This is a genomic window from Erysipelothrix larvae (assembly GCF_001545095.1).
GTDB lineage: Bacteria > Bacillota_I > Bacilli_A > Erysipelotrichales > Erysipelotrichaceae > Erysipelothrix > Erysipelothrix larvae.
The window spans coordinates 203,136-218,428 of record NZ_CP013213.1; the positions used below are offsets into that span (position 1 = coordinate 203,136).

The 15,293-nt window shown below is 37.6% G+C and carries 17 protein-coding genes; 14 read left to right on the forward strand and 3 right to left on the reverse strand.

Annotated features, from left to right (window positions below; all coding sequences use genetic code 11):
- Window positions 1–37: 37 nt before the first annotated feature.
- From AOC36_RS00995 to AOC36_RS12295, 8 genes are all read left to right on the forward strand, one after another.
- Window positions 38–937 carry an NAD(P)-dependent oxidoreductase gene (locus tag AOC36_RS00995; RefSeq protein WP_067630149.1) on the forward strand — a complete coding sequence of 300 codons (900 nt, stop codon included), beginning with the start codon at window positions 38–40 and terminating at the stop codon, window positions 935–937.
- Window positions 938–1,091: 154 nt separating this feature from the next.
- A complete protein-coding gene (locus AOC36_RS01000) occupies window positions 1,092–2,726 on the forward strand; it encodes a peptide ABC transporter substrate-binding protein (protein WP_067630152.1) in 1,635 nt (544 codons plus the stop codon).
- 74 nt (window positions 2,727–2,800) lie between these two features.
- Complete coding sequence (locus AOC36_RS01005; RefSeq protein ID WP_067630155.1) at window positions 2,801–3,733, forward strand: ABC transporter permease; 933 nt, start codon at window positions 2,801–2,803, stop codon at window positions 3,731–3,733.
- 2 nt (window positions 3,734–3,735) lie between these two features.
- The gene (gene opp3C, locus AOC36_RS01010) at window positions 3,736–4,764 is read left to right on the forward strand and encodes an oligopeptide ABC transporter permease (RefSeq protein ID WP_067630158.1); all 1,029 of its coding nucleotides are present in this window, start codon (window positions 3,736–3,738) and stop codon (window positions 4,762–4,764) included.
- Window positions 4,765–4,773: 9 nt separating this feature from the next.
- Entirely contained in the window at window positions 4,774–5,853 is a 1,080-nt protein-coding gene (locus AOC36_RS01015) for an ABC transporter ATP-binding protein (protein ID WP_067630161.1), read from the forward strand.
- A complete protein-coding gene (locus AOC36_RS01020; RefSeq protein ID WP_067630162.1) occupies window positions 5,846–6,799 on the forward strand; it encodes an ABC transporter ATP-binding protein in 954 nt (317 codons plus the stop codon). Before AOC36_RS01015 ends, AOC36_RS01020 begins: the two co-directional genes overlap by 8 nt.
- A gap of 113 nt (window positions 6,800–6,912) precedes the next feature.
- A complete protein-coding gene (locus AOC36_RS01025) occupies window positions 6,913–7,470 on the forward strand; it encodes a helix-turn-helix domain-containing protein (protein WP_067630165.1) in 558 nt (185 codons plus the stop codon).
- A 409-nt stretch (window positions 7,471–7,879) separates the two neighbouring features.
- Window positions 7,880–8,002, forward strand: coding sequence for a putative metal homeostasis protein (locus AOC36_RS12295; protein WP_099091531.1), 123 nt, complete (start codon window positions 7,880–7,882; stop codon window positions 8,000–8,002).
- A gap of 24 nt (window positions 8,003–8,026) precedes the next feature.
- On the opposite strand, the gene AOC36_RS12410 is transcribed toward AOC36_RS12295, so the two are convergent.
- Both AOC36_RS12410 and AOC36_RS12415 read right to left on the reverse strand, forming a co-directional pair.
- Window positions 8,027–8,458, reverse strand: a complete 432-nt coding sequence (locus AOC36_RS12410) for a nitroreductase family protein (RefSeq protein ID WP_232505377.1) — start codon at window positions 8,456–8,458, stop codon at window positions 8,027–8,029.
- Window positions 8,459–8,575: 117 nt separating this feature from the next.
- Entirely contained in the window at window positions 8,576–8,773 is a 198-nt protein-coding gene (locus AOC36_RS12415) for a nitroreductase family protein (RefSeq protein ID WP_232505378.1), read from the reverse strand.
- Between the two features lie 108 nt (window positions 8,774–8,881).
- Here AOC36_RS12415 and AOC36_RS01035 point away from each other — a divergent pair, with 108 nt between their 5' ends.
- Window positions 8,882–9,553, forward strand: a complete 672-nt coding sequence (locus AOC36_RS01035) for a DsbA family oxidoreductase (RefSeq protein WP_067630168.1) — start codon at window positions 8,882–8,884, stop codon at window positions 9,551–9,553.
- Between the two features lie 24 nt (window positions 9,554–9,577).
- On the opposite strand, the gene AOC36_RS01040 is transcribed toward AOC36_RS01035, so the two are convergent.
- Entirely contained in the window at window positions 9,578–10,114 is a 537-nt protein-coding gene (locus tag AOC36_RS01040; protein ID WP_067630171.1) for a hypothetical protein, read from the reverse strand.
- Window positions 10,115–10,196: 82 nt separating this feature from the next.
- Here AOC36_RS01040 and AOC36_RS01045 point away from each other — a divergent pair, with 82 nt between their 5' ends.
- The 5 genes from AOC36_RS01045 to AOC36_RS01065 all read left to right on the forward strand — a co-directional run bounded on the left by AOC36_RS01045 (window position 10,197) and on the right by AOC36_RS01065 (window position 15,290).
- Window positions 10,197–10,985, forward strand: a complete 789-nt coding sequence (locus AOC36_RS01045) for a methyltransferase domain-containing protein (RefSeq protein WP_067630174.1) — start codon at window positions 10,197–10,199, stop codon at window positions 10,983–10,985.
- Window positions 10,986–11,074: 89 nt separating this feature from the next.
- Window positions 11,075–12,235, forward strand: a complete 1,161-nt coding sequence (locus AOC36_RS01050) for a DUF349 domain-containing protein (protein WP_067630176.1) — start codon at window positions 11,075–11,077, stop codon at window positions 12,233–12,235.
- Window positions 12,236–12,329: 94 nt separating this feature from the next.
- Window positions 12,330–12,998 (forward strand): response regulator transcription factor, encoded by a 669-nt coding sequence (locus tag AOC36_RS01055; RefSeq protein WP_067630179.1) that lies wholly within the window; start codon window positions 12,330–12,332, stop codon window positions 12,996–12,998.
- Window positions 12,985–14,400: a sensor histidine kinase gene (locus AOC36_RS01060; RefSeq protein WP_067630182.1), complete on the forward strand. Its 1,416-nt coding sequence runs from the start codon at window positions 12,985–12,987 to the stop codon at window positions 14,398–14,400. The genes AOC36_RS01055 and AOC36_RS01060 overlap by 14 nt, the downstream gene beginning before the upstream one ends.
- Window positions 14,397–15,290: a lipoprotein gene (locus AOC36_RS01065; protein ID WP_067630185.1), complete on the forward strand. Its 894-nt coding sequence runs from the start codon at window positions 14,397–14,399 to the stop codon at window positions 15,288–15,290. Before AOC36_RS01060 ends, AOC36_RS01065 begins: the two co-directional genes overlap by 4 nt.
- The last annotated feature ends 3 nt before the right edge of the window (window positions 15,291–15,293 follow it).

Genomic DNA, 15,293 nt, shown 5'->3' on the forward strand with positions numbered 1-15,293 from the left:
GTCGTTTTTATGTTATAATGCATTTGAGGTGATGATAATGAAAGTTTTACTCGACAGAAAGTTCGAATATATCCTTGAAGAATTAGAGGATGTACGCGATCATATAGTATTTGAGCCTACGGAAGATGTGAGGATGATCTGTGGGGATCATAAATTCGTCAATGAATATTACACACTTCCTCATCTTCAAACCATTCAACTCGCTAGTTCAGGGTATAATATGTTGGATTTGGATTATCTCAGAAAACATAAGATAACGCTGTTAAATTCACGAGGTATCTATAGTATTCCAATTGCTGAGTATGTCGTTAGTTACATCTTAGCAATCTACAAGAAACATCGAATGTTTGATATTTCTCAGGCGAAACATGAATGGAATCCTGATCGTTCACTCAAAAGCATCGAAGGGTCTACAGCGCTTTTGTTAGGAACCGGAGCGATACCTCAAGAAGTTGTGAAACGACTTAAAGGCTTTGATGTGACATTCATTGGACTTAACTCCGATGGACGCATGATTGAAGGATTTGATCAATGTGATGCCCTTCCTAACTTTGAGAAATATCTAAGCAGTGTAGATTTTGTAATCTGTGCACTACCAGAGAATAAAGCAACTGTAAAATTACTGAATAAGACACACTTTTTAAAGATGAAACCGGAGTCTGTTTTTATAAACGTTGGGAGAGGGTCTCTGATTGACTATGATGATGTTTGTCAGTCAATAGGACATCTCAAAGGGTTTGTGATTGATGTTTTTGAAGTCGAACCAATGCCTAGTGATCACCCATTATGGGATTGTCCCAATGTTTATATTACGGGACATGCTTCTGCTGGATCACAAAATAATAATCGGCGGACCACTCAACTTTTTGCGAATAACATCAAACGTATTATCAGCGGAGAAGTGCCTGATAATAGAGTCGATTTAAGAAAGGGATGAATTTCCCTTTTTTTCATAAATTTTTACATTGTTTCAGCAAACAAATGAAAAATGTTTCTTAAAAGTGAAAGAAATGTGAAAATTGTGTTGACAACGTGTGATTTTAGTTATACAATCACAACAATTAGATGAAAGAATTCGGGAGGAGAAAATTATGCACCAATTCAAAAAGATTTTAATTTCTACACTCGCGCTTCTGCTAGTATTAGCAGGGTGTTCAGGTGGTGATACCAATACTGGTAAAGTATTGCGTGTAGCTAAAGATACAGACATTCGTACACTTGATACAAGTGTTGCTACCGATGGTCTATCCTTTGAGGTTATCGAGCAGTTTACCGATGGGCTTTTGGATTATGATGCTGCAGGAACTATTATTCCGCGCGCTGCAAAAGAACTCCCAACCGTAAGCGATGATGGTCTTACTTATACCTTTACACTCAGAGATGATATTTATTGGTACACCAGTGATGGTGAAGAGTATGCACCAGTAACAGCACATGACTTTGTGTTTGCTTGGAGACGTTTAGTTGACCCAGCAACTGCTAGTGACTATAACTACATGATTACCACAGCACAAATCGTAAATAGCGAACAAGTATACTCAGGTGACTTACCTACAACTGAACTGGGTGTTGAAGCAACGGATGATAAAACATTGGTTGTTCACCTTGAAAATGCAGTGCCATTCTTTGAACAACTCATGGCATTCCCTGCATTTAATCCTTTGAATGAAAAATTTGTTACAGAGAAAGGGGATCAATATGCACTCTCTGTAGAAAATCTACTTTCAAATGGACCATTCATTTTCACTGAATGGACAAAATCAAGTTCATGGAAACTGACTAAGAATGAAAAATACTATGATGCAGCCAATGTAAATATTGATGGTATTGCTTATACATTATCTGCTGACTACCAAAGTTCAGCACTTCAATTTGACAGTGGAACAATTGATGTCACAAAGATTTCCGCATCACTTGTTGATCAATATAAAGATACAGAAGCATTCAAACAAGTTCCAATTGGATATGTTTGGTATATCGCATTTAACCTTGCGAAAGTGGAAATGCTAGAAAACACAGACCTTCGTCTTGCAATTGCTTATGCACTTGACCGTTCTAACATTACCGATAACATTATGAAAGATGGATCACTTCCTGCTGAGTATATTGTACCTGTAGGGCTTGCATCATTGAATGGTAAAGATTTCCGTGATGGTATTGATCCATTCCTAGCATACAATGTCGCAACTGCAAAAGAGCATATTGAAAAAGCAAAAGCAGCATTGGGTGTTGATAAATTTGAATTTGAACTTCTGATTGAAGATTCAGAGGAATCAAAAACAAATGCAGCTCAAATTAAAGCTGACCTTGAAGAAATTGGTGTTACTGTAAACATCACATCAATTCCAAAATCTGAGAGACTTGAACGTATGCAAGATGCAACACTAGACTATGAACTTGGTCTAACACGTTGGGGTCCTGACTACTCAGACCCATTCACTTACTTAGGTGATAACTTTGGACTTCATAAAGAACAAATCATTGCATGGAACAATGCAGAATACAATGCATTGATTGAATCAGTATCTCCAGTTGGTTCATTGGCATTACAACCAAATGAACGTTGGGAAGCAATGAAAGATGCAGAAGAGGTATTCCTCAATAACGCGATCGTAGCTCCAGTATGGCAATCTGGTGAAGCAATGCTGATTAATCCTAAAGTTACAGGTATTGAAATTCATGTCGTTGGATCGACTGCATACCGCAATGTGAAGATTGCTGATTAAGAATTAACTCAACTAAAGTACGGCACAGGAGTATTCTATGAGTACTCCTGTTTTAATCAAAAGGAGGAGAAACTATGTGGAAATATACACTTAAACGGGTATTTTGGGCATGTATTACCTTACTGGTAATATTATTCGTATTATTCTTATTGCTCGACTTTATGCCTGGATCTCCATTTAACACAGAAAAACTAACTGCAGAACAACTTGAAATATTGAGACGTTTCTACGGTTTAGATCGCCCTTTCTTTGAGAAATTCTTTATATTCTTGAAAAATGCATTAAGAGGTGATTTTGGAATTTCTTATTCAATTTTGAAGAATGCTCCAGTATCTAGCATTGTATTACCACGATTAGGGGTATCAATTCGACTTGGATTTCAAGCACTCTTGCTTGGGAGTATCTTCGGTGTGTTATTTGGAACGATATCAGGGTCTAAACAAAATTCATGGGCCGATACAATTTCAACGGTTATCGCAGTAATTGGTGTCAGTGTACCGTCATTTGTATTTGCTCTCACACTGAGCTTTACATTAGGTTATAAACTGGGATGGTTCCCGTTAACGTTTATTACCTCACAACCATTTTTATCTTCAATACTACCAACAATTTCACTGTCAATGTTTATCATGGCGCAAGTAACACGGTTCTTAAGAACTGAATTTGTTGAGGTATTGGATTCAGAATATATCAAACTTGCACGCGTTAAAGGGCTTCCTCGAAAACAACAAATCTTTGGTCATGGATTTAGGAATGCCTTAATCTCAGTCATTACAATATATGGACCGCTTGTTGTAAATGTATTAACCGGTTCATTGGTTGTTGAGAAAATATTTAGTATCCCAGGAATAGGGAGTATGCTTGTGACTGCGATTCAAAGTAGTGACTACAATGTAATCGTCATGATTGCCTTTATCTATAGTGCTTTATACATCGTCGTGAACTTGATCGTTGATATTTTATATGGTGTCATTGATCCACGAATTCGTGTTGGAAAGGGGGCATAACAATGAGTGAAAAAGAAAATGTTGCGCCACTTGATGCACTTACACAAGATGACTTTGTACATGTTGGATACATCGACAGACCTGAACAAGAAATGGTTCAAGGAGAAGACGAATCAGCCCTTCGTGATGGTTGGGAACGGTTCAAGAAAAATAAAGGTGCAGTCATCGGCCTTATTGTAATTTCAATCATTATCGTGATGGCAATCATTGGTCCAATGATTAGCGGATATCGCTTTGATGAAATATTCAAAGGGTATAATAACTTACCGCCACGTATTCCAGGACTTGAAAATTTAGGATTCTTTGATGGAACCTCACGGGGTGTGAATGTCTATGAACAACTGGGTGTTACTCAATACTTCTGGTTTGGTTCCGATACATTAGGTCGTGACCTCTTTACACGTATTTGGTCTGGAACTCGAGTATCATTTATCATTGCGATTGTTGCAGTGTTGATTGACTTTGTAATTGGGGTAACTTACGGAACCATCTCAGGATATTTTGGTGGTAAAGTGGATATGCTGATGCAACGGATTCTTGAAGTCATTAATGGGATTCCTAACTTAGTAGTCGTAACACTGTTTGTGCTTGTGTTTAAGCCAGGGATGGTATCCATCATTGTATCTTTGATGATTACAGGATGGATTGGAATGAGTCGTGTTGTCAGATCTCAAGTTTTGAAGCTCAAAGAACAAGAGTTTGTATTAGCTGCTGATGTACTTGGAGCACGAAAAATGATGATTATCGTCAAAGAAATCTTACCAAATATTATGGGACAAATGATTGTTATGACGATGTTCTCAATTCCAAATGCGATTTTCTATGAAGCGTTCTTAGCATTTGTAGGATTAGGTCTTGCAGAACCACAAGCATCACTGGGGTCATTAATTAATACTGGGTATAACAGCATGTTAACTCACCCCCACTTACTGATATTTCCAGTGATTGTATTATCGTTATTAATGTTAAGTTTCAATTTGATTGCGGATGGACTACGAGATGCAATTGACCCAACAATGAAAGGACACTAGGTGATTGGTATGAAAGAAAATCGAATTTTAGAAATCAATGACTTTACGTTATCTTTTAATTTGTCACGGGGTACCAATCATGTCATTCGTAATATTAATTTACATGTAAATAAGGGAGAGACACTTGCTATCGTTGGTGAGAGCGGTAGTGGGAAGTCAGTAACAACAAAAGCGATTTTAGGGATTATTGATGATAATGGAAAGGTGGGGAATGGAGAAATCCTATACCGTTTTGATGATACGGTGAATCCACCTGAAGTGCTGGATTTAACCAAAATGAGCGAAAAGGATTTTCAGACTCGCATTCGTGGTCGTCAAATTTCTATTATTTTTCAAGATCCAATGACTGCATTGAATCCTACAATGCAAATTGGCAAGCAGATCATGGAAAGCATCTTAGTGCATAAAAAGGATATGCCTAAGGCGCAAGCAAAAGCGCGTTCCATTGAACTGTTAGATATGGTTGGGATTAATGATCCTGAGAAGCGGTTTAAACAATACCCGCACCAATTATCCGGTGGGATGAGACAGCGTGTGGTCATTGCGATTGCCCTTGCTTCAGAGCCACATCTACTGATTGCGGATGAACCAACAACAGCGCTAGATGTAACAATCCAAGCACAAATTCTAGATTTAATTAAAGAAATTCAAAAGAAGACAGGGATTTCCATCATCTTTATTACCCATGATTTAGGGGTAGTTGCTAATGTTGCGGATCGTGTGGCTGTAATGTATGCAGGAAAGATTGTTGAAGAAGGGCTTGTAGACGAAGTGTTCTATGATCCGCGTCATCCATATACATGGGGTCTTTTGTCATCCTTACCTTCTACAACAGGAAATGACACAGAACTCTATTCAATTCCAGGGAGCCCTCCAAATATGATACATCCACCTAAAGGAGATGCATTTGCATATCGGAGTGAGTATGCACTGAAGATAGACTTTGAAAAAGAACCGCCAATGTTTGACATCACGGATACACACCGCGCAGCATCGTGGTTATTAGACCCACGTGCACCAAAACTTGAGATGCCTGAAATCTTAAAACATCGTTTAGAAGTCTTGAGAAAGGAGAACCATGATGAGTGAACGAAATGTGATGCTAAGGGTGGATAACCTGAAGCAATATTTCCATATTGATCGAAAAACAACAGTAAAAGCTGTTGATGGGGTTTCCTTTGAGGTATATGAAGGAGAAACCTTCAGTATCGTTGGTGAGAGTGGGAGTGGAAAGTCAACCTTAGGACGCGCTCTGATTCGAATTTACGATCCACAAGGGGATGTAACCTTTATGGGCCAACGCATAACAGGAAAACTTAATAATCATGAACAACGCCATTTGCGTAAAAATATGCAGATGATTTTCCAAGATCCAATGGCTTCATTAAATCCGCGTAAGAAGATTTTAGATACTGTTGCGTATGGGTTGGATATTCATAAAGAAACAAAGAGTGATCAAGAACGTAAACAACGCGTAAAAGAGGTGCTTGAAAAAGTTGGGTTAAGCGAAGAATTTATGACACGCTATCCGCATCAATTTTCAGGTGGTCAACGTCAAAGAATTGGGGTTGCAAGAGCAATCATATTGGAACCAAAGTTTATAATTTGTGATGAAATTATTTCGGCACTTGATGTTTCAATTCAAGCACAAGTTATTAACCTTATGCGAAAACTACAGCGTGAGCAAAAACTCACGTATCTGTTTATTGCCCATGATTTAAGTATGGTTCGTTCAATTTCCGACCGTGTTGCAGTAATGCATCTGGGACATATCGTCGAGATGGGAACGGTAAGTGACATTTATGACAATCCAATACATCCTTATACTAAGGCGTTATTATCCGCAATTCCTCATCCCGATCCGATTCGAGAAAAGAAACGAAAACGTGTTCGGTATATCAAAGGTGCAATTGATTACAATGCCGGTGAGACAGTACAGTTGTCAGAAACTCATAGAGTATTAGGAACGCCTGAGGATATCAAAGATTGGGAATGTGGAGATTATTCAGAATCACTTCAACCCATCGTTGAGTAAGGATTGGTTAAAGGTACATTGAAAAGTGTGCCTTTTTTCGTCTTGTAACAGATTTGTTGCTTTACTCATATTCGTTTATAACGTAAAGTAATTAGAGTATTAAGGAGAGATATATGAATTTAGGTGAAAACTTACGTCAAGTACGTTTAGAAAAAAAATTGACACAAGAGGATGTGTCAAAAGTAATGTTTGTAACAAGACAAACAATATCACGATGGGAACAAAACAAGACCATGCCCAATGTTTATGTCCTGGAGGAGCTGAGTAGATTGTATGAAGTTCCAATAGATCGATTTTATGACAGTACTCGTGAAATGAGTGATACGAATAAAGAGGAGAAAGTTATGAAGAACATTAATTATTATGCACTATTTGGAAGTTTATTTTTTAATATATTTTTATTTTCAGGCGTTGCAATCACTGTTGCTACACTCCTACTTTCCTATTGGCTTATTGTACTCACTTTTATCGCATCACCGTTTATTTTATTGTTTGTTAATGTAACGGGAATGCAAGCATTTGATTGGGTAAATACCCTCTTTGCATTAATTGTATTTCCAATCGGATTGATAAATATACGAATTGCTAAAAAATTCACCGGATATATCATAGAAATGTTTATTAAGTACTGTAAATTCAATATGAAATCAGTGTTTAATACAAGTATATAAAACAATAATATTGTGTCATAAAGTTTTCAAAAACTGCATAATGAAGGATTGGTCCATGCCTAAGTTTTATGCAATAGCGATACACAGTGTCTTATTGTTATGATGGATTTCAATTATTTCGCGGTCCTTTAAGGATAAATGTTTATTTCTGCCATAATGCTTCTTCTATTCATTAATGGGGAAGATGCTTAAACTGTATACTCATAAAATAAAAATTATCCCCGCTCTATAGAGTAGAACTTCTTGAATGCTCAAATTCCACGAATTGTTGCAAAAATGAGATTTAGTTTTTCATTTCATTTAATTCAGTTTTGAAAAATTGTATTTCATAATATCGTTGCAATTCATGCTATGATAATGTATAATAGACCTTGTCTAATTTACAATGAATCGTTTGGAGGTGTAGAAAATGGCTAAAAATGATGTATCAACAGCTTATCGTCAATTGAAATCAAAGAATATCAAAACACGTAAACATGCGCTTCGTATTATCAAAGATCACAAACGCAAAGTTAAAGCTCTAGCTAAATAAGAAAACTGTCAGAAATGACAGTTTTTATTTTACCAGAAGTCCTTGTTTTTCGAGGGTTTTTTTAAGCTTTAAACGCCCTTCGTTAACAGTTTGTTGAGATTTTGTCGCTTGCAGTGTAAAACTATCAATGCGGTTATTCATATCTCTTAAGTCATAGTACTCAGTAACAACAGCGTCATATGCTTGAAGGGCCTCATGATAATTATCAAGTATACAATATTTGTTTTCAAAGTGAATGAGCTCTTGTGGCAGTCTTGGTTTAAGTTGTGGCTGTTGGTCTGGATAGCCCACAACTAATCCAATAATTGGGAAGGTGAGCTTTGGGAGTTCAAGAATTTCAATAAGTTGCTGTGCATCATTGAGGATACTTCCTAAGATAACACCACCTAAACCCATACTTTCAGCTGCAACCATAACATTTTGACACGCTAAGAGGCAATCACTAAAACTGCTCAAGAATTTCGTGGTGGTTGACCCCATATCGCTGGTAACTCCAGCTTCTTTAGCGATTTGAAAATTTCTATAGTTATCAAGAATAAAAATAAAGAGATGACCATTTTCACCAATATAATGTTACTTTCCTATGTCTGCAATCGCTTTTTTCTTCGCTTTATCCGTTACACTGATGATTGACATCCCTTGTAAGAACGAACTTGTTGATGTGTGTTGTGCGACATCCACCAAGGTGTTGATGGTGGCTTGATCCAACGCCGTGTCCTTAAATTTGCGAATGGTTTTATGATTGAGTTGTGTTTGAATTGTTTGATTCATCATAACCTTCCTTTCCTAAAATGTTTTACATAAAATATTATATCATGGGCATCAAGTACCTGCATATGGAATAAGTTTGATAAGATGAAGCTTGAGGAGTTGATGGTGATGAAAATTGTAATATGGTCGGATTTTGTATGTCCGTTTTGCTATATCGGCAAACGAAATTTAGAATTGGCGTTGTTGAACTTAAATGCACAAGTAAGCGTCGAGATGAAGAGTTTTGAACTGGATCCATTTTATCGAAGAGATAAGATAGAGCACATCAATGAAATAGTTGCTAATAAATATGGGATTTCATTGGAACAAGCAGCGCAATCACAAAAGCAAATCGAAGAAATGGCACATCGCGTTGGATTGGAATATCATGCGGATACGATGATTCAAGGGAATACACTGACGGCGCATCGTTTACTTCAAATGGCGAAAAAACATCAAAAGGGTACTGTTCTATTTGATGCATTCACAAAGGCAATTTTTGTAGATGGGTATGACATTCAAGATGTGCATATCCTCAATCAATTATGGCTTAAAACTGGCTTGTCACAAGGCTTGTATGATGAAGCATTGAAAGAATCGTGGACTGAACGTTGTGTTCAAGAAGATGAGTATGAAGCACATATGAAGTCGATTCGAGGCGTTCCTTATTTTGAAATCGATGGGGTTGTTGTTCAAGGCGCTCAGCCTGTTGAAGTCTTTGAAGATGTGTTGAATAAAACACTACAAAATTATGATGCAGAAGCATATCAGTGTAAAGATGGTGTATGCATGATTGGGTAAAAAAAAAGATGCGGATGCATCCTTTTACTCTTGGGCGCTAAGGCCAACAGATTCAATCGTTTCACGAAGTACACGTTGCAGGTATGCCCGTTCAGTGTCTGTCATAAGACGTTGTTGCGCGTTATGGGTTGGAAGTGTTCCAACATGTGCCGCGAGTGTTCCATCATCTCCAACAAAGATAACATACGGGACACCTTCGTATTGAGCACCTTCTTCAAACTGGGAACCAAACTCAGTAAGTTCGTTATTGAGCGCAAGTGTCCAGTTATTTCTATCACTCACATCAACGTAGTTTACATAAAGGTTTGCCTCTGAAACTACTTCTTGCAGTTCGGGAACAAGTTCACGACACCACGCACAAGTTGCATAGCCAAAGAAGTAAATACCCGGTTCTTTAGCAAGTAAGCTTGTCATGATATCTTCATAGTTTCCGGTGATAAAATTGTGATCGGTTACCGTTAATAAATCATAATCAGACAAATCTGCCTTATTGGAGCTGTTAGCACAGCCTGTTAGCAATAGCGTGAAAACTAGAAAAAATGCTAAGATTTGTTTTTTCATAGTGCCTCCTATTCATTGCATGTTATGATTATAGCGAAGTAAATTAAATCTTGCAAGTATCATACAAAGGGAGGATTTCAAAATGTTACAGTGTCCGGTATGTAAAGATAAGCTCATGAATAAGGGGACACAATGGATTTGTGGTCAAGGTCATTCCTATGATTTATCACGAAAGAACACATTAAATCTCTTAATGTCACAAAAACGTAAGTCTAAGATACAAGGGGATGATAAAAAAATGGTTGATGCGCGGTCTCGCTTTTTAGATCAGGGTTATTATCGCGTATTATGCGAAGGGATTATTGAGCAAATACCACCCCATGTTACAAATATTGTTGATTTAGGGTGCGGAGAAGGATGGTATACGCAGCAAATACATCGCGCATTTCCGGTAGAAACAATTGGAATTGATATTTCGAAGACAGCTGTAGATAAAGCCTCACAGCGCAACAAATCAATTACATGGGTGATTGGGTCAAGTTATGCAATATCGCTTTTAGATGACTCGGTAGATGTATGCTATTCAGTGTTTGCACCTTTTGATCCAAAAGAAGTTCAACGTATTTTGAAAGAGGGGGGAACTTTTATTCAAGTTGTTCCGGATGCCGATCATCTTTATGAGCTTAAAGAGCTTGTGTATGATGCGGTACGATTGAATGATCCAGTCCCATATCTTCAAGAATTGAAGCTTGAAACAGAAAGAAAAATTGATGCAATGATTGAAATTGAGGGCAATCAAGCCCTATTGGACTTGTTTTCAATGACACCTTATACCTACACAACACCTCAAAAATTTGTGAGCCGATTGCATGGTGTTGATAAATTGTGCGTAAGAATTGCGTGTTATGTGAGAAAATACACTAAAAATTGAGGTATTTATAACTTATAGGACAATATCGTTTAGAATTTGCCCTAAAACATGGTAAAATATAAGGTGTGGTTATGCTTAAGGAGGATATTATGGAGAACAATAATCGAAATGATTTTACATGGGAAAGCTATTACTCAGTTAGCAACGAAAGAAAGTATGATTTAATTCATCGAGTACGTCGTTTAGACCCAGCAACTGGAGATGAGACTCTGGAAGAAATTAAAACTGAATGGGAGAGCTTGCGTTCAGAAAGTGATGATCCTGCCTTAGATGAGAAATTTCAAGCAGAATTGAGTCGTTATGAAACACGTAAAGGTCGTGTGGTTGATGCAGTTGAAGGAAAACGCGCATTAATTGAAGAAGCGAATAAAATTAAAGATTCTGAGGAATTCCAAAAAACGGCAGATGCATTTAAAGAACTTCAAGCGAAATGGCGTGAACTCGGATTTGCTGGTAAAGAATTAAACGATAAGCTTTGGGAAGAATTCTCAAGCATTAATGATTATTTCTTTGAACGTCGTAATCAATTCTATGAAGAACAAAGTGCAAAACGCGAAGAGGCAAAAGATGTTAAGGAAAAACTAATTCTTGAAGCTGAGAAATTGAAAGATTCAACAGAATGGCGTCAAACATCAACAAGAATGCGTGAATTAATGGATGCGTGGAAAGAAGCTGGGTTTGCAAGTAGAGAAGTTGAAAACAAACTTTGGGAACGTTTCAATGATGCACGTCAAACATTCTATAGAGCTCAAGAAGAGCACTTTGCAGGAATTCGTGAAGCTGAAAAAGTAGCACGTGAAGCAAAAGAAAAATTGATTGAAGAAACAGAAAGTCTTAAAGACTCAATGGACTTTGAAACAGTAAGAGCACGTTTTGATGAAATCATGGAAGAATGGAAAGCAATTGGACACAGTGGACGTCGTCATGAAGAAAAACTATGGGCACGTTTCCGCGAAGGTCGTGATGAATTCTATGAAAGACTTTCATCAAGTCGTAATCAAACACGTGAAGAACGTCGTCAATCAGCATTTGATCGTATTGATGATGTAAATCATGCCATCGAATCCCTTGAATCAATGAATGAAAAGATTGAAGCGAAAGTATCACAACTCGAATCAAGACCATCTCAAACTGAAGAAACAGTGACTGAGCTTGAAGAAACACGAGGATACTTAGAAGAAAACAATAAAAAACTTGACGATTTATACGATGAACTCAAGAAATTGAACGACGATATTGATCGAATTTAAGTCATAAGCCTTCCATATGGAGGGCTTTTTCTTAAAATAATGATAAAATCACATTAATAAAACACATAGGTTTGATTTAATGGTAGGGTCTAATATGAAAAAGAAAATCTTAATAGTTGATGATGAACCGAATATCAGAGTGATGGTTCAAAAATATGGTGCGGTCTATGATTTCGACATCAGTGGCGTTGGCTCAGGTGTCGAAGCTTTAGAATACCTAAAAAACAATCCCTGTGATTGTGTGATCATGGATGTCATGATGCCACATATGGATGGGTATACCGCAGTGACCCATCTTCGAGAATTTAGTGATGTTCCAGTATTAATGTTGACCGCAAAGTCAGAACTCGAAGATCGGCTTACAGGTCTTCAATTGGGGATTGATGACTATGTTGTGAAACCTTTCTCACTAAAAGAATTAATGCTTCGTATTCAAGCAATTCTTAATAGAGCTTCACATTTAGAAGAAGATCTGTATATATATAAAGGCCTTGTCCTCAACAACACACGTAGAGATTTGACCCTTGATGGTGAACTCGTTGAATTATCCTCTAAGGAATTTAATTTACTGTTGTATCTCATCAAGCATCGAGGTCATAGTGCAACACGAAATGGATGCATTGACAATGTGTGGGGTGAAGATTTCAATGGAGATGTTAGAACCTTGGATACACACATTAAGGTACTTAGACAAAAACTTAAACAGTATGGCATGTGCATCATTACTGAACGAGGGGTGGGTTATCGATTTGAAGAAATTTAAGGATCAGCTCAGTATACGCTGGAATTTATTCAGTTATTTCTTGATTTTCCTTATTTTCTTACTTGGTTTGTTGTGGATATTTCAAGTTGGTTTCTTAGATTCATTTTATCGAAGCATTAAGAAACAAAATGTAGAAAGAACAGCAGCTCAGGTGATTCGAAATTATAAGGAAGACCAAGGGTTAGCGTCACTTGAACGCTTCGCAATTGAGAATGAGTTTCATATTCGCGTTGTGAGTAATCAAGGGATCCTAATCAGTGAGAGTGTTGGGGTACCAAGCATTTGGATTCAGGATATACTGAGTTCCCAATATCAACGCATCTATCTTGCAGCGTATCAAAATGGTGGGAGTGTCTATATTCAGATTAACACCACCACCCCCTATATTGGAGACAATAGCGAATACATTACGTATGTGTCCATTATGGATGATACAACCATGGTAGTGATTCAGGCTTTGATTGTCCCAGTAGATGCGACTGTATCGACACTGAAGATACAGTTATTTATTATCAGTGGCATCCTTGCACTCGCTGCATTAATCTTCTCGTGGTTTGTATCCCGGCAATTATCAAACCCTTTGATTCTATTAAACCAAGAAGCAAAGCGTCTGGGCTCATCCCTTGAGATGCATCCCTTTGATGCGACAGGCTATCGAGAAGTCAATGAACTATCACACACACTCAACGAAGCACATTTATCGCTGAAAGAAGTGGATACGATGCGAAAAGAATTGCTTGCAAATGTAAGTCATGATTTTAAAACGCCCTTAACCATGATTCAAGGCTATGGCGAACTCATTCGTGATATTCCCAGTGAAGATAACACTGAAAATGCACAAGTGATTGTTGATGAAGCACAACACTTAGGACGCCTTGTGGATGATTTACTGGATCTGTCTAGACTTCAAGATGGGATCGATACATTAAATCTTGAAACACTGTATATGGATAAAGTATTGGCAGATGTCATGGGGCGTTATCAAAGTATTATTGGACTCAATCAAACGATCCAAATAGATGGTGTTGCACACTATTTGGTTAACGGTGATTCGGTTAAAATTCATCAAGTTCTTTATAATCTTGTCAATAATGCACTTCAGCACGGTGGAGATCATGTATCTGTAACGTTAAGGTGTACAAAAATCAAGGATCATGTCCGTGTAGAAGTCATTGATAATGGGCCTGGTATGGATGAAAGTGAATCGCAAAGAGTCTGGGAACGTTATGTCCGAAGCGAAACAAATCACATTCGAGAAAAAATTGGGTCAGGAATTGGCTTGTCAATCGTGAAACATGTGTTACAATTACACAAAGTTCCATTTGGTGTAAACAGCCAAGTGGGAGTAGGTTCAACCTTCTGGTTTGAACTTAACCTAGAGAAAGAGGAAACTCAAACATGAAAAAACTAATCTTTGGACTCGTTTTAGTCCTACTATTAGCTGGATGTTCGCAAACAAATGTCGCCCCAGATGCGGTTTACACATTTAATGGTGAGACAGTCACAGCAGATGAATACTATGAGAAACTTGTGGACCTATATGGTGTTTCATATATGTATCAAATACTTGAAAACCTCGTTGTGGGTGATCTAGTGTTAACAGATGAAGAAAAGAAGAATGCTCAAACGCAGTTTGATAGCATTATGGATTATTATTCAGATGAAGAAAGTAAAGCCTATTTGGACGCGATTGTACGATCTGCTGGATATACCGGTGGCATCGATGATCTTTTATTGTATATTGAAAATGGGATTCGTAAGCAAAATCATATTGCATCGTATATTGATGCCAACTTTAATGACGAAGCATTCTTAGAAAAACTGAATCCAAGGCAAGTAAAACACGTGCTTGTGCTGTTTGACAGTGATGGTGCTTTCACAACAGCAACCCAGCAGAAAATTGAAGAAATTGACCGTATATTCGCAACGGGTGATCCTGCAGAAATGGAAACTTTACTTGCGGACTTAATTGACGGAAAGACTGTAGTTTTTGAAAATCTAGGCTATACAGATGTAAACACAAGCTTTGAAGCTCCGTTTTTACAAGCAGCACTCGCACTTAACAAAGGTCAGCTAAGTGGATGGGTTCAAACGACATATGGTTACCACCGCATCTATGCGTATGGGGATTCATTTGAAGACTTCAAAGGGGATGCAGGCTACCAAGATGCAGTGAAGACCTTTGACAGTTCAATAGAAAATAGAGCAATGTGGTCATTGCTTCAAGAAAAAGTGGAATTTACAGATGCGTTTGAAGCACAAATAAAAGCCCACTTGGAAATCGAGGATTAAGCG

Coding starts and splice junctions, on each gene's coding strand:
- AOC36_RS00995 (WP_067630149.1), top strand. CDS start 38: ATGAAAGTTTTACTCGACAGAAAGTTCGAATATATCCTTGAAGAATTA.
- AOC36_RS01020 (WP_067630162.1), top strand. CDS start 5,846: ATGAGTGAACGAAATGTGATGCTAAGGGTGGATAACCTGAAGCAATAT.
- AOC36_RS01005 (WP_067630155.1), top strand. CDS start 2,801: ATGTGGAAATATACACTTAAACGGGTATTTTGGGCATGTATTACCTTA.
- AOC36_RS01040 (WP_067630171.1), bottom strand. CDS start 10,114: ATGAAAAAACAAATCTTAGCATTTTTTCTAGTTTTCACGCTATTGCTA.
- AOC36_RS01000 (WP_067630152.1), top strand. CDS start 1,092: ATGCACCAATTCAAAAAGATTTTAATTTCTACACTCGCGCTTCTGCTA.
- AOC36_RS01035 (WP_067630168.1), top strand. CDS start 8,882: ATGAAAATTGTAATATGGTCGGATTTTGTATGTCCGTTTTGCTATATC.
- AOC36_RS01015 (WP_067630161.1), top strand. CDS start 4,774: ATGAAAGAAAATCGAATTTTAGAAATCAATGACTTTACGTTATCTTTT.
- opp3C (WP_067630158.1), top strand. CDS start 3,736: ATGAGTGAAAAAGAAAATGTTGCGCCACTTGATGCACTTACACAAGAT.
- AOC36_RS12295 (WP_099091531.1), top strand. CDS start 7,880: ATGGCTAAAAATGATGTATCAACAGCTTATCGTCAATTGAAATCAAAG.
- AOC36_RS01045 (WP_067630174.1), top strand. CDS start 10,197: ATGTTACAGTGTCCGGTATGTAAAGATAAGCTCATGAATAAGGGGACA.
- AOC36_RS01065 (WP_067630185.1), top strand. CDS start 14,397: ATGAAAAAACTAATCTTTGGACTCGTTTTAGTCCTACTATTAGCTGGA.
- AOC36_RS01025 (WP_067630165.1), top strand. CDS start 6,913: ATGAATTTAGGTGAAAACTTACGTCAAGTACGTTTAGAAAAAAAATTG.
- AOC36_RS01055 (WP_067630179.1), top strand. CDS start 12,330: ATGAAAAAGAAAATCTTAATAGTTGATGATGAACCGAATATCAGAGTG.
- AOC36_RS01050 (WP_067630176.1), top strand. CDS start 11,075: ATGGAGAACAATAATCGAAATGATTTTACATGGGAAAGCTATTACTCA.
- AOC36_RS12415 (WP_232505378.1), bottom strand. CDS start 8,773: ATGAATCAAACAATTCAAACACAACTCAATCATAAAACCATTCGCAAA.